Below are 26,085 nucleotides of genomic sequence, written 5' to 3'. Positions count from 1 at the left end.
AAATTTAATTAGTAAATGTTTTTATAAAAATTGCAGGATGTGGCTTATAACATCCACTGTCCATCCGTTGCCGAGCATTTTATAGATCTGAGGTTCACTACATACCCATTCATACCAGTCTGGAATTGTCTGAAGACGGCAACATTCTTTTGGAGTCAGCCGCCTCAGCACCATATCATCGCCATTGATAATCAGGCAAGCCGCTGAATTGCTTGAAGTGGCAAGCAAACAAGGGGCTTTACCTGATAATATAGGTCTGAATCCTCCGCCAAACTGTGGTGACACTATGGCACCGGAGATAATTACGGTTGAATCAGTTTTCGATGAGCAATCTCTGATTGCTCTACCGTTTTGTATCGCAGACACCGGGAATCTTTCAATCTCGGGAGACGGACGGATGATATGGTTTGAAATCCAATTTTCCGGACAGAAACAAGATACAGGAGCCAATGCGTAAGTTTCGCAAAAATCAATATCTCTGAACAGTTCCATGAATTGTTCCTCAGATAATGACTTTTGGTTTTCAGATTCATAGGCAATCTGTTTCTCCAATTTCTCAATGTCCTTCCTTGAAAGAAAATATCGAGTGTCAGCCACATCATCAAGCACATCACGAAGGTATATTCCCTTATCCTTGGGCTGAGGGATTGCAGTGAAAACTGTTTCGCCAAAGAGATGTGGAGTTGCTGCGGTCAGTATGTTTGTCCAATAGAGACGGAGTCGGTTTTGCGCGGACACAAGAGATGAATTGATTGCGACAGGCTGTAGTCCCAGATGGCTGCTTATGACATTCTCATACTCAGCACGCATCCTGACATTTTCCAAAAGGAATTTTACATCTGGATTGTAGGCTCTTATCTCATTGAGAATTCGGACATATTCAAAAAACAGCACGCTTCGCGGATCTTTGAAATTCATCTGTTTGCCGGCAAAACTGAATCCTTGACATGGAGAGCCTCCAATCAGCAGGTCTATCTTGGGCAGATTAGCAGCCGAAAGATTTACAACGCTTCCCAGTTGAATGGTGTCGGGAAAATTGTGAGTTGCCTGAATTATGGCAGCCTTATCAATCTCTGATGCAAAATACTGTTTGACCTTTATTCCGGCTTCCCGTAGGGCGATGGCACCGCATGACATGCCGTCGAAAAGAGACAGCACTGTCAGACCATTGCTGTCCATAGTCGTATATAAGGCTATTTGAGCAATTTCCCGGCGCGACCTGCAACATTTCCAGCGACTCCACCTGCAATTGAACCTGCCCATGAGCCGCCTTGTAGAGCGGCATTATTGACATTCCTGTTATAGCTACCCATGCCACCGGCCTGAATAATCCAGCCTGCTACAGTGGGAATTGTGAAGTATCCGATGATGCCAATAATCATGAAGATGACATACGCACTGTTTGTCCCGTCAATGTCAACATTCGGATTATTAGTCAATTCCGAAATGTCATTCTGCAACATCAAAACTTGGATTTTGGCGAGTATTGTACTGAACAGGTCAGCTACCGGAAGCCAGAGGTAGGTCTGAATATAGCGACATATCCACTGGGGTAGAGTTGACTGAAATCCATCCCATACGGATAGAGCAAAGGCAATCGGTCCGAGGATTGACAGCACTACCAAGAAGAATGTTCGTATGGTATCTATCGTTAGGGATGCAGCTTGGAAAAGCATTTCCAGTAGTTCGCGAAAGAAATTCTGAATAGCTTTCTTCACCTTATACATTCCTCTTTCAATATACATTCCGGCGGCAGTACCTATTTCAGTTACGCCCAATTCGTCAATCTGCCTGTCAAATTCAGCATCATCAACCAAATAGGCGGTGGAGGGGTCATTCATCATCTGTTCATACTCCAACCGGTCTTTTTCCTCTCGATACTTTTGCATATCGAGTGTCTGACCTTCAAGCATTGATGCCGTACCCTGCACAATCGGAGACATTACCGTGTTGATTGTCCCTAACACTACTGTAGGAAAAAACATGATGCAGAATCCAATAACAAAGGGGCGAAGCAGAGGGAATACATCAATCGGTTCGGCTCTTGCGAGTGACTGCCATACGCGGTATGCCACATAGAACAGCGCACCTAATCCGGCAATTCCCTGAGCTACCCCCGACATTTCTTCACACAACGGCATCATCTCATCATAGAGCGAGCGGAGGATAGTGTGCAGGTTTGAAAAATCAATGGCACATAAGATAGTATTGGGCATAGGCATTACCAGTATTTTTCAGATCCGTCTCCATACAAGCTGACAACCCTCTGGGTATCGGCCTTTTTCTTTGCACGGAGATATGACACGCTGATGTTCTTGTTGGTGTAATATGCCGTGAGATTCTTCAACCGCTTCATCTCCTTGTAGCAATCATCGACAACATCCATACGGTCTTTATCAGTCATGGATAGAGTCGTGATATTGACGACCTGCTTTAAATCTCCAAGCACGCCATTGGCTTCCTCCAATATTCGGGTATATCCGGACGCGATTGCCGAAAGTTCCGAAGATGTGAAGTTCGGATCCGTGAGCATCTTCTGGAAGTTGTTGACGTAGTAGCCGGAGATATTGCCGAGCATCAGGATTGTCTGTTGCACCTTTCGGGCATCGCGGACGAGATTGTTGACAGACTGGAGAGCATCGTAATACTTCTTCGCCTGCTGGTAAATTTTCACGGTCTCCTGAAAATTTTTAATCATATTCTGAGCCGTAGATGTTTCCTGAACAAGTGATTTGGAGTTATTTACGATGCTTTGGGCGATGTTTGACGGGTCAATCACCGTCCACTGGGCATTGGCTTTGCCCACTCCAAAGAGTAGGGCGAAAGCAAATACCGTGAGAAGAATTTTTAATTGCTTCATTATGGTTCGATTATATGATTGTTACTTTGGGTGCATCATCGGGATTGATTCCTTTTGCATCCTCGTTCTGCTTGTCCGCTGAATGATAGTCGGTCATGAAGATTCCCTGTGGTGTCACGAAAATCTCATCACCACTTGCGGTGATACCGATTGTTACCGGCCCGTTAGTTCCGTTGAATGTTGCCACACGGTCTGAGCTGGTAGGGGTAAGAATGTATGAACGTTCCTTGCTTCTGAAGCAGCCATACTGTTTCACAGTCACGACATGGATTCCTTTGATTTCATCGAACTCAAAGACCATGTCTTTGTTTTGAGTCCACCAACTGCGGTGTTTTAGGTTTTTGAAAAAATTATTCACGATTTTGGGTTTTAGTTGATTTTGGAAGCCATGCCTCCGATCATCTTTACTCCCACGTAGAGCAGGAGCAAAGGGAATGTTATTAGAATTGTCACACTTGCCAATATCCCGAGAGTGAGAGCGCCAACAGTTTTCAGAAGTATTTTCATGTCGCGCCCTCCCTTCTCGCCTGTGCCATCATGCGGATAGCCATTTCGAGGTTGCCTCCGAGTTTGGCGGCGAGCCGCTGCACTTCGACCTTCTCTGTCTCCTCAGTGGTATAGCAGTAGTATTCCTCACCCGACACCTCCGTGGCATAGACGGCTGATTGAGTGCCTCCGAGTCCTATCCATACCTCTTTATATAGCCGGTTCGGATTGTTCGCCATGTTGATACTGAGAATCTGGGCTTTCTCCTTGTCGGTAAGACCGAGCAGCTCCTGAATCTGGTCGAAACGGTTCATATATTTGCGTTGATCCAGAAGAATCTTGCAGTCGGAGTTGTTGATGATGGTCTCCTTGACAATCGGTGACGAGATAATATCGTCAACCTCCTGCGTAACCACCACAGCCTCACCGAAATACTTACGAACCGTCTTAAACATGTACCTCATGTATTCTGCCATATTTGCCGTAGAAAGAGCCTTCCACGCCTCCTCGCAGATAAGGACTTTACGGATACCTTTCAGCCTTCGCATCTTGTTGATGAAAGCCTCCATGATGATGATAGTCACTACAGGGAAAAGGTCTTTATTGTCGCGTATCGCGTCAATTTCAAAGACCACAAACCGCTTGTTGAGCAGGTCTATGTTCTCTTTTGAATTGAGCAGGAAGTCGAAGCGACCGCCATGATAGTATTGCCGGAGTGTAGTCAGGAAATTGTCAATGTCGAAGTCCTGTCTGTAGATGGGTATCGGACGGTTTGCCATTTCAACCTTATATTCGTCGCGCATGAACTCATAGAATGAGTTGAAGCAGGGGACGATTTCCTTGTCTTTCGCCATCTTGTCGAGGAACATTGACAATGCCGAGCCTAACTCACCGGATTCCGTCTTCGTCACCCTGTCATCCTCAGATTTCCAAAGGGTCAGAAGCAGCGTCTTTATCGAGTCTTTCTTCTCCACATTGAACACCCCATCATCCGTGAAAAACGGATTGAAAGATATGGGGTTATCCTCCGTATAGGTGTAGTAAATCCCGTCCTTGCCATGAGTGCGGTTGTGGATCAGATTACACAGACCTTCGTATGAATTACCTGTATCAATCAGCAATATGTGCGAGCCTTGCTCGTAATATTGTCGGGTGAAGTGGTTGGTGAAGAAAGACTTTCCGCTACCCGACGGACCCAAGATGAACTTGTTGCGGTTTGTTGTTATGCCACGTTTCATCGGTTCATCGGAGATGTCAAGATGCACCGGCTTTCCGGTCAGCCTGTCCACCATCTTTATTCCGAAGGGCGATAAAGATGAGCGGTAATTGGTTTCGGCAGTGAAAAAGCAAACCGCAGGTTCGATGAACGTGTAGAAGGATTCCTCCGCAGGGAAGTCAGCCTCGTTGCCGGGCATCGCTGACCAGAACAGCGTCGGGCAGTCGATGGTGTTATGCCGGGGCATACACCCCATTGTCGCCAGCTGGCCGCCCACCTCATTCTTGATTCGCCGCAGTTCCTCGGCATCATCCGACCATGCCATTATGTTGCAATGGCAGCGCACCGAGATAAGGCTGTAAGAATGAGCCTCGTTCAAGTAGCGGTCTATCCATTCCTTGTTGATGGCATTGCTCCGGCTGTACTTCGAGAGGGAATTCATGTTCCTTGCAGTCTTCTCAAACCTTGCCAAGTTCTCGTCATGGTCATCAATCAGGATATACTGATTGTAGATGTGGTTGCAGGGAAGAAGCAACCCCACGGGGGAAGCGAAACTCAATCGGCAATCAGAGCGGTCAGTCGATAATCGTTCATATCTGTTGTCGGTGCTGACCTTACCGGGGAGATCATTTGTGTCAGAAAGTGTGTGCAGGCACAGCATCTTATCACCGATTCTCATCTCCTTCGCCGAGAGGTCAATGTCTTCGAGGCAATTTACATCACCCATTGATAGCGACATATATTTCTCAATGATTCCGGAGGTGGATTCTGTTCCGACAATCTCATCATCTGAAAGGCGACGCAACTTGATATAGCCGGTATCGTTGATGATTCTCTCAAACTGTTCGACCGACTCCATGAACTTCACAACCATCTCGTGATTCAGTTCCTTTGGAGTGAGCCGCCCACGGCAGAGGGTGGAGAAGTTGCTCTGCTGGCGCATCCTCTCCTTCGTTGTCTTGGTAAGGAACAGGTAGCATTTGTGGGCGAGATATGGCCGCTCGTTGAAGTGGCGTTCAAAGCTCCGGTCAAGGAATGATAAATCCTCCTTCTGTAGTTCCGGCTTGTAGGTCTCGCTCATGAACCAGTCCTGCTTATGCACCACCGAGAAGTGAGGCAACACTTTGATTGCCTTGCACCATGCGGCGTGCATCGACTCATATTCGGCTGACGTTACGGTGAAAAGTTCCGGGAGGCTCACCTCAAAGGCCACGGTAATGTCCGCGTCCTTTGAGATGATGCAACCGTGTTCCACCGCAAGCAGCGGGAGTTTTGACTCCAGCGTTGTCGCTCGTAGTGTGTTTCTCATTTTCTTTTACTCCTGATTAGTCGTGTGAGGCGTAGGCGGTTGATGATGTAGCGCGGATGATATTTCACCGCCGAGAGTTTCATCAGACCATATTCGCCATACTTGGCATTGAGATGGAAGGTAAGCCACACAAGGATTGAGGTTGCCGTGACACCGAAGCCGATGCAGATCCATTGCGATATTCCAACGATGTACATGATGACGAATACCACGAACATTGCAAGCAATCCTCCGGCGAAGATGAACAGATACTGCGCTTTCAAACCCTTGTACTCGACACTTCTTCCGATGCCTTTATTGATAGAATATTCAGCCATCAGAGGAAGAATGAGCGGAGGATTGTGGCGGCTACAATCAAGAAGATACAGGCACCGAACCAAGAGGCGGCAGTCTTGCTTGTGTCGGGGTCGCCACTCGACCATTTGGAGTAAACCTTGATGCCGCCGATAAGTCCAACCACGGCACCGATGGCATACACCAGTTTCGTCCCCGGGTCGAAATAGGAGGTGACCATTGAAGTGGCTTCATTGATGCCACTCAACCCGTTGCCGGCAGCTGACGCACGAGTTGCGCTGAGGAGCGCGGTGAGAAGTGCCAGAGTCAGACGGCACTTGATATTTGAGATTTTATCTTTGAGATATTTGAAGGGATTCATCTTGTTGTAGGGGTTAAGGTTTGAGATTTTGGGATAAAATCAGAGATTATAAACTCGTCAAATGAATTGACTGAGACTTTTTCCGGAGTGGTTGTTTCAATCTTTACTCCGAGGGCTTCAACCTTACGTTGGCACTCATCGAGTTTATCGAGGATATATCTGGGAATATGATCCATCAGTTCTGTATTCTTGAAATTCGCAAAGACACGGACCACATACTGATGTTCCTCTGTTGTCGGCTCAGTCTTACGGCCAAGAATCAATTCAGCACGGGCAAGTTCATCGAAGTCAGCGCCTGTTGCATTGGGAACAGCGATGGAATCATCACTGTCGGATATTTCATCAGCAATGCGTTGGTCTGTCTCAAATGCAGCTTTTATCTCTTCTGGGGAGAGTTGGGCAGGTTTTACAGACGATTCGGTTTCGTCAAACTCAACATCTTCAATGTCCATCTCTTCAAGAAACTCAGAGACTGCATTTTCAGATGCTTTAGCGGCAATCCTACGTACATCATCCATTGAGAATTTGCTTTTGCCGACACCTGCCTTGCGTGCTGGTGCGGATGTAGGCTCATGCTCTGTTACATCTTTGGGATTCTCACCTGCATCGACATTCTTATCAACTGATTGATTGGTTTTGTACCTCTTCAGAAAATCTATGGCAAATAGGACGATGAAACCCATGTTGAGCATGAATACCACTGAAAGAAGTATATCTCTCATGGCTGACTGTTAAAAACATCAGACTTCATGGATTCAAGCAACTCTTTGTTCTCTGCAAGGTGCGTCTTGATGATTGCCTCTGCGAATGATCCGATGGTGACACCATTACCGGTCCAAGATACGATTTGCTTCAGAGCATCTGCACAGTCAGCATCAAGATGTACCCACGCCTCATTGCGTGACTCAATACTGGGTTGCAGATATTGTTCTGCATACTTCTCGTATGTTAGCTGGAACTTTTCAAGGTCACCGACAAGTATCTTGTTATACATTGCCCGACGCATATATTCGTGCAGGAACTTGTATTCCTTGAAATGGTCGGCGATGATAGCGCTCACGTATGCCCGAACGGTAGTGCCACCCATTGCAATCAGATTGACAACGTCCTTGATTTCTTCAAGCATATCGGTGGTGACACCAATGCAGCGTTGGTGACGAATCGGCCGCCGGGTGAAGTATTTCCGGGCATACTCATCTTTCGTCCAAAATGAGATACCGGATTTATTGGAAGAATTGTTATTCATCGTTTTGGTTAAAAGGGTTTGGTGTTGACTGCCTGCTCATCATGCCATTGATTAGCCCTGAGAACTGGGCAAAATGGTATTCAAGCAGGTTGTGAATGAAAACCGACAATGGGAACCGGTCATAGCCTTCCCCGAAGCAGCGCATGAGAGCCTTCAACTTTTTGCAGTCATCACGGCTGACGTAATAGGTCTTGCCGTATCGCATTGACTCACCAAGGTTGGGTCTAAGAAAAATTTCCTGATACTCCAATGGTGTCATCGCCACATCATTGTTCCGGCTCTGTAAAATGATACTCTCAGCTTCTCTTTCATTACTTTTTGCCTTTTCCACCGTGGTGAGTTCGGCTTTCGCTTCGGTAGTCCCTCGGTCTCCTTTTCGCTGAGGTGACACGGGCTTGTATGAGTCGAGGAAATTGTCGGGTGTAATCTCGCCATTGTTCTTCTTCGTCATAGCGTTACATTGCAGTGATTTTTAGAAACTCATCGACCAGTTCCTCAACGCCGCTCCCTCGGAGCTGTGTCTTGTCAGGGGGAATAAGCGTTGACCTGAATATGGCGCGTTTTAGTTCCCTGCTTCCTTCCCTGCGGAATCGGACACTGTTTGGCAGACGCGTTTCCATTACGTTGATGCCCAGTTCGGCCATGAATTCATCGTAGATACGATAGAGTTCGGTACGTTCACGTGGATCAACCATATTCCAGACGACACTGAGTTGCCGGATTGCAGAATTGCCCGATGTTATCAGGGCATTATTGATGTAGTTGCAGAAACTGATGCCGCTTTCAAGCGCATACCGGTCGGCTGTCATTGGACATAATACGTAATGCACATTGCGCAGAATATCCACCACATCGAAGTTGTTGATTGTGCCGGGGAGGTCGAAGAACAGAAAATCAGGGATGCTGTTTCCGTCGAGGTACTCCTGAGCGGTGGCCAGCGCATCGGTGAGCGATGACATCAGAATCGGATATGCCCGTTTCTGAGTTTTTTGGAACACATCGAAAACCTGCTTGCGTAGAAATTCACTTTCCTCGCAATCTTTGATTTCCCTCTCCCTTTCGAGATAGAGGCTATGTTGGGGTGAGTCGCAATCCACTACGGCCACTTCGTAGCCTTTGACGAAATGCAGGTAGCTTGCGAGAAGAACGGTAAGGGTTGATTTGCCGACACCCCCTTTCTGAGAGGACACGGCAACGAGAATGGGTTTATTCATCTCAACATGTGTTAAGGGTGAAAACTTCAGTTGCTTAATCGCTTGACCGCATTCTCACTCAGTTGAGCAGGCATCTGATTGGTCAACTGCCCACATGAGCGAGCAGACAATCAGTTGCTTGGTTGAAGTCCTGACTAATCAGACCTTCAACTAATCAACTGACCAATCGCGCAACTGCGCAATCGGTTGATTGATTGGGTATGGCTTCAGGCAAGCGGAGATGTGATTAACCAGTTAATCAATCATGCAGTCAATCGCAATCCTGCCGATTTCGGCATTAGCGAGGTTGACGTTCTGACTAATCAATCAGGCACACAATCATCCGGTTGACGAGGCAGGCACACAATCAGTTGATTGAGGCTTTACCCGGTCAATCTATCAGATGAATAGTCAATTGGGTGGGAAACCGATTGGATAATCATTCGGGACCGGCAACACTTCATTGCCAAATGGATCCAAACGGCGGTCAAAAGGTCGGTAACATTTACCATCCACGCATAAGTCAAGGCTTACTGCGCTGAAAATAAGGGGTGCATTGACAGTGCTTTAATCAATTGCTTGATTGGCTAATCAGTCATGCGACAAAAAAATCATAGTATTAAAAGAGAATTCTCGTGCCAATCGGCTCAGGATTTTGCCCCTGATGAGAGGGCGTTTCCTGTCGTTAACGGTGCAAAGTAAGGCATAATTCCCGGTTCCGACCAAACATTTTTGGCCGGATATAGCACAAGGTTGTACATGTATATCTCGGTATATATTTCGTATAGCACAACCATCGGGGAACTCATAGTAACTTTGCATCGAGCAACCGAAGCAAGTTCTTCAGTGCATCAAAGGCTCATCCAATCGGGACCGGATAGAGCCACTTTTTACAGGTTACTTTCTTTATAAGGATTGTGTCCACAAAGACACAGCAAGGTGTCCAAACAGTTACCGTTTGGATTTCGGGTAACTCAGCCGTTCCCACGAAATGACCTTGCCGTACCGGGACTTGGGACCGCTCCAAAGTCGCAATCCCCATAGAAAACCTGCGGTGCCATAAGAATGAATAGAGCGCGTTGCGCAATCCCAAAAACAGAAATACAATGAAACCAGATAAAACCGTTGGGCGACCTCAGTCGCCCAACAGATGCACACATTGCGTCATGGTGAGGTTTGATGACCTCGAATTTGATGCTTTACAGCGCATGATGGAAAAGGCCGGTGAGACCGTAAAGGCCACTTTCATCAAGCAGCACCTCGCCAATAAGCCATTCAAGGTGCTTGTGACAGACAAGACGCTCAGCCTTTACACCGCAAAGTTGGGCGAATTTTTCGCCCAGTTCCGCACGTTGGGGGTCAATTATAACATAGTGGTAAGGGAACTCCGCACCGGATTCAATGAGAAAAAGGCTCTCAGCCTCCTTTATAATCTGGAGAAAGCTACTCGCGACATGATAAAAATCATGGAGGAGGTGAAGGAACTTACCCAGAAATTTGATGAGGCATGGTCGCAAAAATCAGTATAGGTTCTTCTCTCTACGGGGCAATCTCATATAACGGGGAGAAAATCAATGAGGCAAAAGGGAGGATTCTCGGCTCTAACAAGGTCGTGATTCCTCCAGATGGTCACGTTGATGTCGCACGTATGGTTGAGGACTTCAAGAGTTTCATGCCAAAGATGGGCAGAACAAAAAAGCCAGTATTGCATATCTCACTTAATCCGCACCCCGATGATAGACTCACCGACCAAGATTTTGAAATCTTGGCCCGTGAGTACCTCGACAAACTGGGATTCGGAGAGCAGCCGTGGGTAATGTATAAGCACGAGGACATCGATCGTCACCATATACATATAGTGACCGTCAATGTCAACGAGCAGGGCAAACGTCTTAATCAGGCTTTTCTGTTCCGCCGGAGCAAGAAAATCACAAGTGAACTTGAAGAGAAATATAATCTCCATAAAGCCCAACGAGAAAGGGTATCACCTGATACACCCATTACCAAACTTGATCCTGCTGGCGATATAAAGCGGCAGGTTGCGAATATCGTCAAACTTGTTGGTATGCGTTGGCAGTTCCAGACCTTGGGCGAATACAACGCCATTCTCTCCTTATATAATATAAGGTGTGAGGCAACTGACGGTAAGGTAAATGGTCGCGAGTATCATGGATTGGTATATTTTGCCACTAATGATGCTGGAGAGACTATCGCCAATCCTTTCAAGGCTTCGAGGCTTGGCAAGTTTGCAAGTCGTTCAGCAGTCGAGAATAAGTTCGAGAGGTCAGCGACGAGGATCAATCTCAAACCGTCGAGAAGAATCATCTCGTCAGTTATCAATGACTCCTCCGGCAAGGATGATTTCATTGCCAAACTTAGGGAGAAAGGTATTGATATTCTCATCCGTGAGAATAATGATGGTAGAATCTATGGAGTCACTTTCATTGACCACAATACCCATACAGTTCTCAATGGCTCACGACTTGGCAGAGAGTTCTCGGCAAATGTCTTTGAACGTTGGTTCAACGGTGACGGTCAGAAGCCTCAAATCACAATGCCTAATCAGTCCAATGTACCGAACCGGACACAATCGACAAGTCAGACGCAATCAGGAGGTACAGCATCTTCAAACAGTTCTTCAAACCATCAAAACAATCAAGCAAGTCAACAGACATCTTCTTACTCAACCGACTTTGACCAACCATCGCTTCCCGGATTGGATCTGTTCCAGCTCGGTCCCGGCTTCGATGCCGAACAGGAGGCTATGAACCGTGAAATGGAGCGTCGCAAGAGAAAGAAGAAACGCCGTGGCCCACATTTGTAAAATCACTTAACATCCGATAAAAATGTCGCAACAAGAAGACGACCTCAGGGCATTGGCTAAAATCATGGATTTACTCCGTGGCTTGAGCATACTCGTTGTGGTCACAAATATCTATTGGTTCTGTCAAGACCTCATAGGGGAATGGCAGTTCCACCCTCAGACAATGAAAATCCTGCATGGTCTTGACGATGCAGGAAAACTCTTTCACAACCCTTGGAACGCCAAGTGGTGGTCTTTGCTTCTTCTTGCCCTTTCGTGCTTCGGCACGAAAGGTGTCAAGAATGAAAAAATACAATGGCACCAGATATGGATAATATTGAGCATAGGAGCCGGATTATTCTTCCTAAACTGGTGGATGGTTGCCGCCGGCCTACACCTTATATATATTATAACCACCGTAGCCGGATATGTCTGTCTGCTATTGGGAGGTGTATGGATGAGCCGAATGTTGAAGAACAATATGATGGATGACCGTTTTAACGAGGAAAATGAATCCTTCATGCAGGAAACGGAACTCAAAGAGAATGAGTATTCTGTCAATCTTCCTACCAAGTTCTATTACAAAAAGAAATGGAATAGAGGCTGGATAAATGTTGTCAATCCGTTTCGTGCTTCCATCGTGCTTGGCACTCCCGGTTCCGGCAAGTCATACGCAGTGGTCAATAACTTCATCAAGCAGCAGATTGAGAAAGGATTTGGTCTGTATGTATATGACTATAAGTATCCAGATTTGAGCACTATAGCATATAATCACATGCTCAATCATCAAAAGGGGTACGGTGAAAATCCACCGGAGTTCTATGTAATCAATTTCGATGATCCGGAGCGTAGCCACCGCTGTAATCCGATACATCCGGCGTTCATGACCGATATAGCGGACGCATACGAATCAGCGTACACTATCATGCTAAACCTCAATAGAAGTTGGGTGCAGAAACAGGGTGACTTTTTTGTGGAGTCTCCGATTGTACTCTTCGCTGCAATCATCTGGTATCTCCGGTGCTTCGAGGATGGTAAGTACTGCACATTCCCTCATGCCATCGAATTCCTCTGCCGTCGCTATGAGGATATATTCCCGATTCTGACGAGTTATCCACAGCTGGAGAATTACCTTTCTCCATTCATGGACGCATGGCTTGGAGGCGCTGCGGAGCAGTTGGCAGGACAAATCGCATCGGCAAAGATTCCTTTGTCGCGTATGATTTCTCCGCAGCTATATTGGGTAATGACAGGGGATGATTTCACTCTTGACATCAACAATCCTGAGCACCCTAAAATACTATGTGTAGGCAACAATCCCGACCGTCAGAACATCTACGGTGCGGCATTAGGACTCTACAATTCTCGAATTGTAAAGCTCATCAACAAGAAGGGAATGCTGAAGTCCGGTGTAATCATAGATGAGCTCCCGACCATATACTTTAAGGGGCTGGACAATCTGATTGCCACAGCACGAAGCAATAAAGTTGCTGTATGCCTCGGCTTTCAGGACTTCTCTCAGTTGAAGCGTGACTATGGTGATAAGGAAGCCGCTGTGGTGATGAACACCGTTGGCAATATCTTCTCCGGGCAGGTCGTTGGCGAGACCGCCAAAACACTCTCCGAGCGATTCGGCAAGGTTCTCCAGAAACGCCAGTCAATCTCAATCAACCGTCAGGATGTTAGTCATTCTTTCAATACCCAATTGGATTCTCTCATCCCGGCAAGTAAAATATCAACCTTAACTCAGGGTATGTTTGTCGGTGCTGTCTCCGATAACTTCGACCAGCGCATAGACCAAAAGATTTTTCATGCCGAGATTGTGGTTGACAGTGACGCGATAAATAAGGAAACCGCCGCTTACCAGCCAATCCCTGTAATAACTGACTTCAACGATGATACTCCAGACAAATCTGGCATGAAAGCCGAGATTCAACGCAACTATGACCAGATAAAGATTGATGTGATAGACATCGTAAGACGCGAGACTGCACGCATTGCAGCAGACCCAAACCTCCGTCATCTGTTGGATATGAAACCACGATAGATTGTTTACTGCCACAAATTCAGTAATATACGTGTGGTAGTCTATGATAAAAGAGGACTTTTGAGAAAAATGAAAAATTTTTTCAAAAAAGTTCTCTTTTTTTCTTCTGCCAATTCAACAAGTTAGAGATGCCGTCGAAAAAAAGTTGATTTTTTATGTAGTAGAGTCTATATATACTCTACAATCGGGGGATTTTTTACGCTATAATTTTGCAGCATAATCTTCAAAAACAAAGAATTATGCACACTGGAATATTAACCCCCTTCATCGCCGGAATGCAACCTCAGCATACAGCCGATGACTCAATGAGAGACCTGCTTGAGGACATCAATGAGAAACTCCAAATTCTCATCGAGATTCAGCAGGCTCGTCAACCTCCCTTCCATAGTCAGCCCGAAGTCAGGGCTGAACGTGACGAGATAGACATCAGTTGGATTGATCCTCACCGCTGGTATGACAACGGCCATTTCTGCCGAATTTTCGACATAGCGAAGATAACCGCTCAAAAGTGGCGCTCAAAGGGTCTTATATCCTATATCAAGTTGGGCAGAAATGTCCGCTATTCTGGTCACGAGATAATCCGCTTCATCAATGTCTATGCGTCACCACGCAACTACGCAGTCATCAGGATTGCTGAAGTTGACGAAGAATAAATCCCGGAATTTTAATCAAAACACATACCCATACTTCAAAAATGGAAACCATCCAGCAAGAAGAAGTGCTGATTGCCCGAAATAACGAGACAGGGCAGGTAGGCGCAGTGATCGGACTCAACGAGGACGGCACACCAAAGATGACCGATGTCAAATCGGCAAAACTCTCCGACCTTGTGAAATTCACAAAAGGTCAGAATCCACTCGAAGCATTCATGTCGAATTTCATGCGTCAGTGCAAGAATCCAACGACATTCGGCTTCTTCAAAGTCCCGGCTGACCGATACGAAAGTGTTGGCATGGCAATGGCAGACTTTATAAAGGATCCCGAAACCAATGCAGAGATTCTCAAAGACTTCAAGGTCGAGCAACCTTCAGTCGAGAAGACGCAATCCGAGACTATGTCGGAACCTCAGCCCGAAGCAAAGCCAGCTGTTGCACCTGAGACTCCCGGCGGCAAGTTATCTGCGATCGATGAAAGCAAAATCGACTGGAGCAACATCAAGCAGAAATGGGGCATCGACAAAAATGCAATCGATCCGAAAGACCTCACGGAAATGCTCCACAACCGAAAGTCGAAGCTCATGACACTCAACGCCGATTATTTCGGTGAGAAGTTCGACATCGACGCTCGTCTCTCTTTCCAGACCAATCCGGACGGAAATGTGACAGTTAAGCCTCACTTCATCAGAACCGAGCCTGACCTGTCTCAGGAGTTCTGCGGTGTGAAGTTCACCAAGGAGGACAAGGAGATGCTCAAAAATACCGGCAACCTCGGCCGTGTAGTGGAAATCACAGATGCCAACGGTAACAAGATTCCGTCGTTTGTCAGCATTGACCGCATGACCCACGAGTTGCAGGCTTCCCCGGCGAACATCTATATCCCGAATAAAATCTCCCAGACCGAACTTTCGCCCAAGGATATTGCCATTCTTAAATCCGGGAAACAGTTATCCAAGGACTTCACCGACTCCAAAGGAGCTACATATCCTGTCGTGCTTCAGTATAGCGCAGCCGAGCAGAAAGTCGAATTTGTTCCCCGTCCGTGCCGTCTTGAAAATATTCAGAAACAGGAGGAGGTCAAGAAGGAGAATCAATCCGAGACCCTCAACAACGGCGTCAAGGAGCAGGAGAAGAAGCAGAGCTGGACTCTCGAAGACGGCAGCATCAAGCCAATCGGTAAATGGAGCAATGTTCATTTCACCGACCAGCAGAAGGCTGATTATGTCGCCGGAAAAACGGTGAAAGTCGAAGGCTACATCGACAAACAGGGCAAGGAATCAACTGTTTATGTCAAGTTTGACCCGGTAAAGGGACGTCCGTTCCCTCATTCCACTAATCCCGATGAGGCTCAATCCATAAAGCCCGCCGCTGAGAGTGAGACCCAGTTCGCCGTGAACAACGAGGGCAAGACAAACGAGGCTACCAAGAATGTCAATGAACCTCTCCAAAAGGGTCAGACCGCCCCGAAGGATGAGGAACAGCAGAAGCAACAGCGTAAGCCCAAAGGCCCCAAAATCTAACCACTCCCTATAACCCCAACGAGTGCCGGCAGATGATGCCGTCTGTCGGCACTCTTAAAAATCAACCCAATAAAAATTTCTAAAAAAACATACTACTATGATTACCGTAATCGCACAATCCGCACGTATCGCACGCACAATCTCTTACGCCCTCGGCGCAGACTTCGAGTATAATGGCTACTATGCCAACGAGAAATACTTCATCACATGGACCTATGGTCACATGGTGGAACTCTCAGCACCCGGTATGGGACGCGACTTCTGGCTCTCGAACCATTCGTTCCCAATCCTCCCGGAGAGCTTCCCTCTCACTCATGCACCTTCCCAGCACGCATCCGGTCGTTATATGCCCGACCCACAACTCGCTGTCATCAAGCACTTGCTTGAAAAGAGCAGGAAGGTGATTCTTGCAACAGACCCCACCGAGCGTGGCGACCTTATGGCCGGGTATCTTCTCCGTTTCCTCAATTTTGAAGGAAAGGTTGTCAGAGTCGCCCTCAACGACCTGATGCACGAAACAATTAAGAACGCCATCACATATCCTTCAGACAACATATCAGGATTCGCCGACAATCTGAGACAGTTGGAACTTTACGACCGTATGGACTGGCTCACGAATCTCAACATCAACCGAGCCATCGCCTTCTCTGTAGGTCGCAATACTTACCCAGTGTCCCGCACATCGCTCCCCATTCTGCACCTTGTGGCAGAACGCGAAAAGGCAATTAAAGAATTTTCGCCCAAGAAGTCGGTAATCCCGACAATCACGGTAAGGGATTCAGACGGAGGCGTATTCTCTTTCCGCTGCTCTGATGAATGGGATGATATTCCTGAGGGTTTCAATGAGGCGGTTAAGGCCGGCGCACCCGTAGAGGTTGTCTCTATCGAAACGGAGCAGGTCGATACAAAATCGCCTAAGTTGCTGAACATCGAAGAACTCCAGAAAATGGCCGCGCTACATTTTGGAATGGATCCACTGGAGACATACCGCATAGCAAGGGGACTGTATGAGAAGAAAAGAATCTCATTCCCCGGCAGCTCACGAGCGGGCTTGATTCGTCGGGATTTCGACGATTTCAAGAAGGATGTATATCCGGCGATGTGTATCGCCAAGTGCTTCAAGGCACTCATGGGAGACAATTATTCTCCCTACTATACCACTTCCGCGAAATCCTTGTACAACAGGCCTCATGGTATTGTACTCACCGCTTTCCCATTTGTGGGACTATCAGATGATGAACGAAAAATTATCTATCTCGTCGGGAGAGGTATGCTCGCTACCTTCCAACGTAGCTTCCGCAGAAATGTAACGAAAGTAACCCTCGCTTGTGGTGGTTACACGTTCATCGCCAAGTATGTGAAAGTTGTTCGTACTGGCTGGGTGAGACTATTCGATGACACTATCAAGTCTTCACGAGCTGTACCCAATGTGGAGATAGGTCAATCCCTTACTGTTGAGTCAGTCGGCGAGATTGGGCGAACCACGAAGCAGCCGGTACCAATGGTTGACTTCACATTGCTCAAAATGGCACTCTCACTGCATGAACCTGACTGTAGAGAGAATGTGGTGAAGGATATTCGCTATCTGCGTTCACACGGGTATCTCCACCGAAATCTTGCCGGGGAGTATTCCTTGACGGAAAAGGGGCAGGCTCTCGCATATGTCACTCGCGATATGAAAATCGCTTCGGCTGATGATATTAAGTTTTGGGAATCGGCTGTATATCAAGTCGCAACAGACCAACTTCCCGAATCCGTTTTCAATGACATCCTTCACAAGTATGTGACTGATGTAACCAACGAACTTCTCGCATCACACAAACTCTCGAAACCGATGGGCGTAGAGGAAGTCTGCCCCAAGTGTGGACACGGCAAGATGAGAATCTTTGGCAAGATTGCCAAATGCAACAATCCGGAATGTGGACACTACATCCATCGACAGATCCAAGGTGTAACCCTCAGCAGCCGTGAGATTCATAATCTTCTCTCGATAGGTTCAACCTCTACTATCAGAGGTTTCATCGGGGCGGACGGCAAACCGTTCGCCGGGAAGGTAACGCTTGATGATAATCATAGCCCTATTGTCATTCAAGTGAGTAAATAAAGTCTTAATCAACGCAATAAGACTTGGAAAGGGCTCCTCATAAGGGAGTCTTTTCCATTTCTATGCAACATACAAACCTCAATATGAAAATCAAAAACTTACCACCATATCCATCTCTCGACAGATATATTCTATGTCTGTTGAACTACATGGAAGAACATAAATTCCCCAAAACGCCGGATTATTCTGAAGTCGACCAACAGGCAGACAGAGCCATTGACGCTTTTTGTGAAGCTCGTCTGAATGGCAAAAGTGTGTGTGCTGCCTCCGAAACAGCAACGCAAATTCTCTTTGAAAATATCGGAGAGTCAGAGTATGAGGTAGTTGAAAAAATTCTCACCGAAAATTTCTCTTTCACAGTTGATCTGACCGAAGACGAATGGGTTGACTACTGGGTCAACCGCATCCTTGAAGATGTACCTGACCTTTTCGATGGCTGTGAGTTCCTCTCATACGGAATCTCGGCAGCAGATATAGATATAATGAACGATGAAATCATCGGTCGAATAACAAACTACTTTGAAACACTCGGATTCAATGGCATACAATAGATTACAAACCATGTGCAACAACATTGAGGCTATTCGTGTCGCGTTTCGCCTCGGTGTTGAGAAGCGACCGCCTAACGCTGTTGAGCGTGAAGCACTGGGCAAATATGCCGGATTCGGTGGGTTGAAGTGCATACTCAACGATGCCAATGAGCTTGCAGACGCTGCCAAGTGGAGCAAATCTGATATTGAGCTGTTCGCTCCTACGGTTGAACTGCATCGCCTTATCCATGACTATTCCAAGAATGACAAGGAGTTTTCGGCTTACATGGACTCGCTGAAAGCATCTGTTCTGACAGCATTCTACACACCTTCGCCTGTGATAGATGCTTTGGCTGATACACTTAGGGAGTGTGGCGTAAAAGTTGGCAGTTTTCTTGAACCGTCTGCCGGGCAGGGTGCTTTTGTTGATTCTTTCCTGCAACGCTATCCGGGTGCTGAGACATTGGCATTTGAGAAGGATTTGCTGACAGGCAAGATTCTGGCTGCGCTCCATCCCTCTATCTCTACCGAAATAAAGGGATTTGAGAAGATTGACCCTGATTTTGAGGGATATTTCGATGTGGCAGCCTCCAATATTCCTTTCGGGGACTTTGCGGTTGCCGACCCTCGATATGCGACAAGTAAAGAGATTGCCTACCGTCAGTCAACTAAGGCTATTCACAATTACTTCTTTTTGAAGTCGCTCGACTCCGTACATGAGGGTGGAATTGTCGCTTTCATAGCCTCGCAAGGGGTGATGAATGCCGCCAGCCCCTTTGTGCGCATGGAGATGATGCGCCGTTCTGACCTTGTAGGCGCTTTCAGGCTGCCCAACAATACCTTCTCAGACAATGCCGGAACTGATGCGGGCAGTGACTTAATCATACTTCAGAAGCATACCAACAAGAAAGCGTTGTCGGCAGATGAGGAATTTTTCATCCAGTCGATCGTTGACCGTGAGACAAAAGCCCCCAACAACAAATATTTTGCGGCATTTCCGCAGAATGTCATCTGCACGGAGGCAAAGGTTGGTACTGACCAGTTCGGCAAACCGGCTATCATCTATAAGCATGAAGGTGGTGTTAATGGTATTGCCACTGATATGAGAAAGGCTCTTGATGAATCTCTGAAACTGCGCCTTAATCTTGACTTCTATAATAATAGGAGTCTCACGCCACCGACTCCCGAACCGCCATCGCCGAAGCCAGTCAAACGCACCGCCGAAAACAAAGTGGAGAAGCCGAAGCGCATAGTTGACACTCCACTGATGCAGCAATACCGGGAGATGAAGCAGAAACATCCTGATGCGATTCTTCTTTTCCGTGTAGGCGACTTCTACGAGTGTATGGGGGTTGATGCCGTCAAAGCGTCAGAGGTCTTGGGTATTACGCTTACCCGCCGGATGAACGGTGACAAGACCAGCATCGAGCTTGCCGGATTCCCACATCATGCCCTTGATGTTTATCTGCCAAAACTGGTAAGAGCCGGTAATCGCGTTGCTATCTGTGAGCAGTTGGAAGACCCGAAGCTGAAGAAAAAGACGGTGAAGCGCGACACTCCGAAGCCTGACCCTCCTAAACCGGAATCGCCAGCTCCTTCACCAGCAGCAAAAGATGATGATCCAACACCTCCGCCAACACCTTCCAATAAGGAGATAGATACATCTGGTGGCCCGGATTACAATGATAATCCCGACCCTCGTTTGTTCGCCTACAATCTTTTCGGAGAACTGGAGCCTATCGGCAAGCCACAACGTCAACCAAAACCTGCACAGCCGGAAGAAAAGCCAAAGCCGACGGTTACAATAACCGATACTCAGGCTAAGAAATTCCGTCCGCTCTCTGAAAAGGAACTGGAATTTTACGGCTCTCTTGATTGGGAAACCAATCCTCCCATCAATGGCTTCTACGAGACAATGATGAGCATCGCCCATCGTCAACTCGCGGAAATGGAGGCTGAACGTCAGGCAATGGAAGCGGCCAAGAAAGAGACAATCACTGAAGAGGGCACTATTATCGAAATATCAAACGGTGATTTTGTCCCGAAGCCAAGAGTGGCTTCGGAAGCACCCAAGCCCGCGGAACGTGATATGTCGCCTCGTCCTTTCTCGGAGGATATTCAGTTCTTCCATCATAACGGCTCTATGGTCGTGGACAAGGGGCAGGTCGGTTTTCTCTCAGAGGTTCGCAAGAATGGCGCGACTTTCTCGCCGCTGTCACTCAAACCGGAGCAGGAGAAACGCGCCATGCTCTATGTCATTCTTTCAGAGACCTATCAACAGCTCTACAACTTTGAGGCAGAGACACATGAGGCTTCAACCGAATTGCGTCAACATCTCAATGACTATTACGATGAGTTTGTGGATAAGTATGGCAATCTCAATGAGAAACAGAATGTCAAGTTCATTCTCATGGATGCCAACGGTCGTGACGCTCTTGCTCTTGAACGTGGTGAGAATGGTGTATTTGTCAAGGCCGACATCTTCGACCATCCGGTCTCTTTCTCACAAGATGAGATTACCTCGGTCGAGATGCCGCAGGATGCTCTTATGGCCTCGCTCAATAAATACGGAGAGGTCAATATGGACTATATGGCAGACTTACTCGGCATTGACAAGACCGACGGATCCATTGTCGGTGAATATGAATGGGATTTGCTTGAAACATTGAAAGGTCACATCTATTATAATCCCCTTGTGGAGAAGTATGAGATTGCTGACCGTTTCATCGCCGGAAATGTAGTTCAGAAAGCAGAGGACATCAAGGCATGGATTGACCGTGAGGAGAAAAGAATCGAGAATTTCCCCGGTTATGACGGCATAGAACCGTTCATCGAGATTTCCAAAGACTCTTTGAAAGCGTTGGAGGAAGCCATCCCCCGAAAGATTACTTTCGATGAACTGGACTTCAACTTCGGTGAACGCTGGATACCGACAGGCATATATTCGGCCTATATGAGCCACTTGTATGGCACTGACGTGAAAATCGCCTATTCTTCATCTATGGACGAGTATTCATGTGATGCCCGACGCAAAAATATGAAGATATGGGAGGAGTATTGTGTCAGAGGTTACTACCGTGTCTATGACGGCATGAGCCTTCTCAAACATGCTTTGCACAACACTGTGCCGGACATCAAGAAGTCAATTGGCAAAGATGAGAATGGCCATGACATCAAGGTACCGGATTCAGAGGCGATTCAGTTAGCCAACGCCAAGATTGATGAGATCCGCAATGGTTTCTCTGAATGGCTTGATGCTCAGTCTCCGGAGTTCAAGGACAGACTCGTTGATTTGTATAACAGCAAATTCAACTGCTATGTCCGTCCACATTACAATGGAGCGCATCAGACATTCCCGGACCTCAATATGAAGTTGTTGGGTGACCGCTATGGAATCGGCTCTATATATCAGTCGCAGAAGGACTGTATATGGATGCTGAAACAGAACGGCGGAGGGATCTGCGACCATGAGGTCGGCACGGGTAAAACATTGATAATGTGTATTGCAGCGCACGAGATGAAGCGTCTCGGACTCGCCAACAAACCGATGATTATCGGCATGAAGGCGAATGTCGCGGAGATTGCCATGACCTACCAGACGGCCTATCCCAATGCCCGTATTCTGTACGCCGATGAAAAGAGTTTCAAGGCTGAGAACCGTGTCGCTTTCTTCAATCAGATTAAGAACAACGACTATGACTGCGTGATAATGTCGCACGACCAGTTCGGCAAGATACCGCAGTCGCCGGAGATGCAGCAGCAAATCCTGCAAGCTGAACTTGATACGGTTGAGGAGAATCTCGAAGTCATCAAGCAGCAGGGACACGATATTTCCCGTGGTATGCTCAAAGGTCTTATCAAGCGAAAGGAAAATCTGACCGCCAAGATAGCCACCATCCAATATCAGATGGAGCAGAATAAGGATAGTGTCGTGGATTTCAAGCAGATGGGCATCGACCACATTTTCGTTGATGAGTCGCATTATCAGAACTTTTATGAATTTCCTAAATTTCGCATCAAGTTGCTGATTCTTATTTTGTTGCATTTTAATATAGTTCGGATTATTTATTGAGTGAGTTGTTATGAAATGAGGCATTGTACTTATTACAAGCACAATACCCCACATTCGTCATTTATGCAAACCCAAGAAAACCTCAAGTTCCATTTTACCTTTTGCCGATTTCCATTTCTTACCAACGCACCTCTGGTTTTCATCCTCAAGCGTTTCCAATGCTTTTTCCTCTTGTTCGGTAGTTATGTCAAGATATACCATTGTCGTTTGGATATTCTCATGCCCAAGCAAATAAGAGATTTGGGCAATGTTCATGCCGTTTTCAAGCCAATGGGATGCTTTGGCGTGCCTGAACTGATGCGCATGTATGTCCAAAGGAACGTCACTACATTTGCCATGCGCCATCTTTGCGTACCTTTTCAGCATTTTATTAACATTTTCCGCAGACATGGGTGTGTATATACCTCTGCTTTTTGAACTGAAGAGTAATGCTTCAGCATCGCCAGGATTAGGATGATACTCGGTAAGGTATTTCTTCAAATATTGAACAGGCTTTGCCAGAAGAGGTATTGGGCGTCTCTTTCGTCCTTTTCCTATGACAATTATGTGAGGCTTTGCGCAGTCCATGGTAATATTGCAAATCTTCAGCGTCAAAAGCTCATTGATGCGCACGGCAGTCGAATACAGAAGAAGCAGAAGCGTGTAATCACGAAAACCAATGGCGGTTCTTTGGTTTGGCATGGATAAAAGCGTGTCAACAGCCAACTTGCTGAGCCCGATCACTTTCCTTTTTGGAGTTTTTTCATTCGGCACATTCTCCGCCTGCAGGAACACTGAAACGAATGATATGTCATTATCTGATAGGTATTTCAGAAAAGCGCGCAAGGCGGACAATCTCACATTGCAGGTTGCCGGGCTACAGTTACGGACTTTTTTCATCCAAACAATCCACTCCTCAATGTTTTTCTTGCAAAAGCAATCAGCATTCAACGTTTCGGGCGTTATGCCTTTTACCGTTCTGAGGAACTCTGCATAAAGCGTCATGGAAACATGGTAGTTTCTTAGGGTATGTCGGCTGCACGCCTTGATGGAAGGCACATGGTGTTCAAGCCAGTCATGCAGGCACGCGGCAATCTGCATGGCCTGTGGGTTAATCTTCTTTTTCATAATCGTCTTGCGTTAATTGTTGGCTGATTTCATTGTCGGTACACGCCATTATGTCCGAAATCGCCGGAGTCAAAGAGTAGTAAGCCAATGTACTTTCTATTTGCCTGTGCCCCATACTCTTGCTTAGAGCCAGTAATTTGTCATGTACGGCAAATCCTTGGTGTGTCCAGCTGTTTATGTTCTCTATGGCGTAGTTGTGCCTTAGTTCGTATGGGATTGCGCGGGATGAATTGCAGCTTTGCCACAGCACCCTGAAGTGGTACGTTACCCATACAGGAGGGTGCGGCTTGTCATCCGGTGTCGGGAAAAACACCCTACGGTTCGGAATCAGCCCATCTATTTTTCCGTCATAAGTACGCATCAGGGGCAACATTGTGTCATGGAGGACTACATAATGCTGGTCATACCCTTTGCCACGTTTGATGGATACCACGCCATTTTCAAGGTTTACGTCATCGCGTTCCAGCAGGATGGCCTCGGTTGTCCTTATTCCTGAACTGTACAGTAAACGGAAGAACACCGGCAGTGTCATGCGCTGGATGGCCGCGAGTCTGCCACGCCTTGGCTTTATGTTGTCGCAAGCGTCAAAGAAGCGTTTCAATTCATAGTGTGTAAAAGGATGCGGCGTATAAGTCCTCGGCACAGACCTTGGCACTTGCGGCAAGTCAATTTTCGTCATTCCACGCTTGTTCATGTACTTGATGAAGTCTAAGACAGGATAGACACGTGACACGCAGGAGTTTGTGCATTCAGTCGGACGTTGCCTGCACCATCTGTCCACGATTTCTTGGGTAAGCTCAGTTTGTCCCGGATATTCCCTTGCGCAAAAATGATCGAACAGTATTACGTTCTTGACATAGCTATGGCTGTTACGCCCGGAAGCCTTGCGGTATTTTACATACCCTTCTATAGCGTTGGATAGGAATGAAATAGTTTTCATACGTCAAACACCCCCTTTCCTACGGGAAAGTATTCTATGCTCAATGAACATTCCTTCAGCCTCTTGAATTCCGCACTAAGGTAGCGGTCGAGAGAATCCGGGGACGCATGACCGAGGGTGGCACTTATGACAGGTTGCTGCACACCGCCCTGTAACAGGGCCGTTGCCACATTGTGGCGGAACAGATGCAGACTCTTTCTCTCATTTTCACCTTGTCTTATTCCTGCTTTGCACATGACTTTTGAGCATATAGCATCGAGATTGCTTGTATGAAGCCTTCTGTATGGCACCTGTACTGTGAGAAAAACATATGGTTCCGGGCTTCGGGGACGTTCTTTGAGCAGGTAATCAAATACAGCGTTTCCTACCACGGCACGGAGTGGCAATGTCAGGGGCTGTCCCGTCTTTGCCTGAGTGATTTTTATCAGGTCGTGTTCCCAATCGAAGCTGTCAAGCGTGAGTGCAGAGATGTCACATCCACGCAATCCCGTGTACATGGCCAAGGTTATGATGGCTTTGTCCTGTAGAGATATTGTGCTATCGTGTTCTAAAGTATGCCTGATAGCAGTCAGTTCTTGCTCCGTAAGGTATTGAATGTTTTTCCGCATATTGGGTATGGACGGCAGGTATGCGATTATACGTTCAACGGATTTGCCATAGTGAGGCAAACAGGCTTTCAGCCCATATTCCACCGAATATTTGAGCGAATGGCCCATTTTCGGTTTTATGTCTTTGGAAAACACTTCTAATACCGCATCTTCTGTTATTGATTCGAATGAGTACACTCCCATTTCCTGTAGCCGGAAGAAGAACGAAGATAGCGCATACTTCACATTTATTGAAAATTTGCAACGTCTGTCTACCATGTTGAAAGCCATGTCCGTTACATCCTTGTATTCTGCGCCGAGCAACTCATAGTGGTGAGGCTTGCTGTAGTGTTTGCAACCATCGGGTAATAATCCATTCTCAATGTATTGGCAGATTACACGCAACAGGCGTACCTTGTTCCTGTAGGTATACTTGTTGGACCACAATTCTTTTAATGTCGGTTCAACGTCGGAGAAACTCTGCCATTTATAATGGTTAGCATTTTCCGATAGCCACTCAGCCATTTTCTTCACATAGCCTATGTACATGGCTGAATAACCGGTTTCTTGTAAATAAGAAACAAGCCCCTCGACTTTTTCATTCAGATTAAATATGTCCATAATCGCATCTTGTTTAAAAGTTATTCTACAATTATGACGGAATATAATCAGAACTGTTTACGGATCAAAACAAATGATTACTAAATAATTGAGTAATTTAATAGGAAACTCATAAAAGTTCTGATAATGCGAC

Annotated in this window: 22 protein-coding genes and 1 pseudogene; 8 read left to right on the top strand and 15 right to left on the bottom strand. The window is 46.7% G+C overall.

The features are described 5' to 3' along the window. Nucleotides 1-21: 21 nt before the first annotated feature. The 12 genes from EZ315_RS13870 to EZ315_RS13820 form a co-directional block, all read right to left on the bottom strand. Nucleotides 22-1,179 (bottom strand): DNA cytosine methyltransferase, encoded by a 1,158-nt coding sequence (locus EZ315_RS13870; RefSeq protein WP_170957563.1) that lies wholly within the window; start codon nucleotides 1,177-1,179, stop codon nucleotides 22-24. A 14-nt stretch (nucleotides 1,180-1,193) separates the two neighbouring features. Continuing rightward, nucleotides 1,194-2,192, bottom strand: coding sequence for a conjugative transposon protein TraJ (gene traJ, locus EZ315_RS13865; RefSeq protein ID WP_135472838.1), 999 nt, complete (start codon nucleotides 2,190-2,192; stop codon nucleotides 1,194-1,196). A 29-nt stretch (nucleotides 2,193-2,221) separates the two neighbouring features. Then, the gene (locus EZ315_RS13860; protein WP_123486437.1) at nucleotides 2,222-2,860 is read right to left on the bottom strand and encodes a DUF4141 domain-containing protein; all 639 of its coding nucleotides are present in this window, start codon (nucleotides 2,858-2,860) and stop codon (nucleotides 2,222-2,224) included. 10 nt (nucleotides 2,861-2,870) lie between these two features. Beyond that, nucleotides 2,871-3,161, bottom strand: coding sequence for a hypothetical protein (locus tag EZ315_RS13855; RefSeq protein ID WP_135472611.1), 291 nt, complete (start codon nucleotides 3,159-3,161; stop codon nucleotides 2,871-2,873). A 68-nt stretch (nucleotides 3,162-3,229) separates the two neighbouring features. Then, nucleotides 3,230-3,367 (bottom strand): hypothetical protein, encoded by a 138-nt coding sequence (locus EZ315_RS16415; protein ID WP_170957562.1) that lies wholly within the window; start codon nucleotides 3,365-3,367, stop codon nucleotides 3,230-3,232. Then, nucleotides 3,364-5,871: a TraG family conjugative transposon ATPase gene (locus tag EZ315_RS13850; RefSeq protein WP_135472610.1), complete on the bottom strand. Its 2,508-nt coding sequence runs from the start codon at nucleotides 5,869-5,871 to the stop codon at nucleotides 3,364-3,366. Before EZ315_RS13850 ends, EZ315_RS16415 begins: the two co-directional genes overlap by 4 nt. After that, on the bottom strand, nucleotides 5,868-6,188 hold the full coding sequence (locus tag EZ315_RS13845; protein WP_135472609.1) for a DUF4133 domain-containing protein: 321 nt from the start codon (nucleotides 6,186-6,188) through the stop codon (nucleotides 5,868-5,870). Before EZ315_RS13845 ends, EZ315_RS13850 begins: the two co-directional genes overlap by 4 nt. Further along, nucleotides 6,188-6,526, bottom strand: a complete 339-nt coding sequence (locus tag EZ315_RS13840; RefSeq protein WP_135472608.1) for a DUF4134 domain-containing protein — start codon at nucleotides 6,524-6,526, stop codon at nucleotides 6,188-6,190. Before EZ315_RS13840 ends, EZ315_RS13845 begins: the two co-directional genes overlap by 1 nt. Next, on the bottom strand, nucleotides 6,523-7,248 hold the full coding sequence (locus tag EZ315_RS13835; protein WP_135472607.1) for a hypothetical protein: 726 nt from the start codon (nucleotides 7,246-7,248) through the stop codon (nucleotides 6,523-6,525). The genes EZ315_RS13840 and EZ315_RS13835 overlap by 4 nt, the downstream gene beginning before the upstream one ends. Next, nucleotides 7,245-7,772, bottom strand: coding sequence for a DUF3408 domain-containing protein (locus tag EZ315_RS13830; RefSeq protein ID WP_135472606.1), 528 nt, complete (start codon nucleotides 7,770-7,772; stop codon nucleotides 7,245-7,247). Before EZ315_RS13830 ends, EZ315_RS13835 begins: the two co-directional genes overlap by 4 nt. Beyond that, on the bottom strand, nucleotides 7,765-8,223 hold the full coding sequence (locus EZ315_RS13825; RefSeq protein WP_135472605.1) for a DUF3408 domain-containing protein: 459 nt from the start codon (nucleotides 8,221-8,223) through the stop codon (nucleotides 7,765-7,767). Before EZ315_RS13825 ends, EZ315_RS13830 begins: the two co-directional genes overlap by 8 nt. A gap of 4 nt (nucleotides 8,224-8,227) precedes the next feature. Further along, nucleotides 8,228-8,986 (bottom strand): ParA family protein, encoded by a 759-nt coding sequence (locus tag EZ315_RS13820; protein WP_135472604.1) that lies wholly within the window; start codon nucleotides 8,984-8,986, stop codon nucleotides 8,228-8,230. 1,085 nt (nucleotides 8,987-10,071) lie between these two features. Here EZ315_RS13820 and EZ315_RS13815 point away from each other — a divergent pair. From EZ315_RS13815 to EZ315_RS17005, 8 genes and pseudogenes are all read left to right on the top strand, one after another. Further along, on the top strand, nucleotides 10,072-10,494 hold the full coding sequence (locus tag EZ315_RS13815; protein ID WP_135472603.1) for a plasmid mobilization protein: 423 nt from the start codon (nucleotides 10,072-10,074) through the stop codon (nucleotides 10,492-10,494). Beyond that, nucleotides 10,473-11,789 carry a conjugal transfer protein MobB gene (gene mobB / locus EZ315_RS13810; RefSeq protein WP_135472602.1) on the top strand — a complete coding sequence of 439 codons (1,317 nt, stop codon included), beginning with the start codon at nucleotides 10,473-10,475 and terminating at the stop codon, nucleotides 11,787-11,789. Before EZ315_RS13815 ends, mobB begins: the two co-directional genes overlap by 22 nt. A 22-nt stretch (nucleotides 11,790-11,811) precedes the next feature. Beyond that, entirely contained in the window at nucleotides 11,812-13,815 is a 2,004-nt protein-coding gene (gene mobC / locus EZ315_RS13805; protein WP_135472601.1) for a conjugal transfer protein MobC, read from the top strand. 239 nt (nucleotides 13,816-14,054) lie between these two features. After that, a complete protein-coding gene (locus EZ315_RS13800; protein ID WP_135472600.1) occupies nucleotides 14,055-14,468 on the top strand; it encodes a helix-turn-helix domain-containing protein in 414 nt (137 codons plus the stop codon). 41 nt (nucleotides 14,469-14,509) lie between these two features. Then, entirely contained in the window at nucleotides 14,510-15,991 is a 1,482-nt protein-coding gene (locus EZ315_RS13795) for a DUF4099 domain-containing protein (protein WP_135472599.1), read from the top strand. Nucleotides 15,992-16,088: 97 nt separating this feature from the next. Further along, nucleotides 16,089-18,095, top strand: a complete 2,007-nt coding sequence (locus tag EZ315_RS13790) for a type IA DNA topoisomerase (protein WP_135472598.1) — start codon at nucleotides 16,089-16,091, stop codon at nucleotides 18,093-18,095. Nucleotides 18,096-18,157: 62 nt separating this feature from the next. Beyond that, nucleotides 18,158-18,646 carry a DUF1896 family protein gene (locus tag EZ315_RS13785; protein WP_135472597.1) on the top strand — a complete coding sequence of 163 codons (489 nt, stop codon included), beginning with the start codon at nucleotides 18,158-18,160 and terminating at the stop codon, nucleotides 18,644-18,646. Then, nucleotides 18,633-22,607 (top strand): annotated as a pseudogene (locus tag EZ315_RS17005) (MutS N-terminal domain-containing protein); the annotation flags it as partial. The gene EZ315_RS13785 and the pseudogene EZ315_RS17005, both read left to right, overlap by 14 nt. A 147-nt stretch (nucleotides 22,608-22,754) precedes the next feature. Here the strand turns inward: EZ315_RS17005 and EZ315_RS13775 are convergent. Genes EZ315_RS13775 through EZ315_RS13765 form a run of 3 tightly spaced genes read right to left on the bottom strand, consistent with a single transcriptional unit; the run spans nucleotide 22,755 to nucleotide 25,952 of the window. Next, nucleotides 22,755-23,804, bottom strand: a complete 1,050-nt coding sequence (locus EZ315_RS13775; RefSeq protein ID WP_005680570.1) for a tyrosine-type recombinase/integrase — start codon at nucleotides 23,802-23,804, stop codon at nucleotides 22,755-22,757. Next, nucleotides 23,788-24,744, bottom strand: a complete 957-nt coding sequence (locus tag EZ315_RS13770) for a tyrosine-type recombinase/integrase (protein WP_118214583.1) — start codon at nucleotides 24,742-24,744, stop codon at nucleotides 23,788-23,790. The genes EZ315_RS13775 and EZ315_RS13770 overlap by 17 nt, the downstream gene beginning before the upstream one ends. Next, entirely contained in the window at nucleotides 24,741-25,952 is a 1,212-nt protein-coding gene (locus EZ315_RS13765; RefSeq protein WP_135471678.1) for a tyrosine-type recombinase/integrase, read from the bottom strand. The genes EZ315_RS13770 and EZ315_RS13765 overlap by 4 nt, the downstream gene beginning before the upstream one ends. Nucleotides 25,953-26,085: the final 133 nt, after the last annotated feature.

Origin of the sequence: Duncaniella freteri (assembly GCF_004766125.1) — a bacterium.
In the GTDB taxonomy this organism is placed as follows: domain Bacteria; phylum Bacteroidota; class Bacteroidia; order Bacteroidales; family Muribaculaceae; genus Duncaniella; species Duncaniella freteri.
This window is presented reverse-complemented; position numbering and strand designations above follow the sequence as displayed.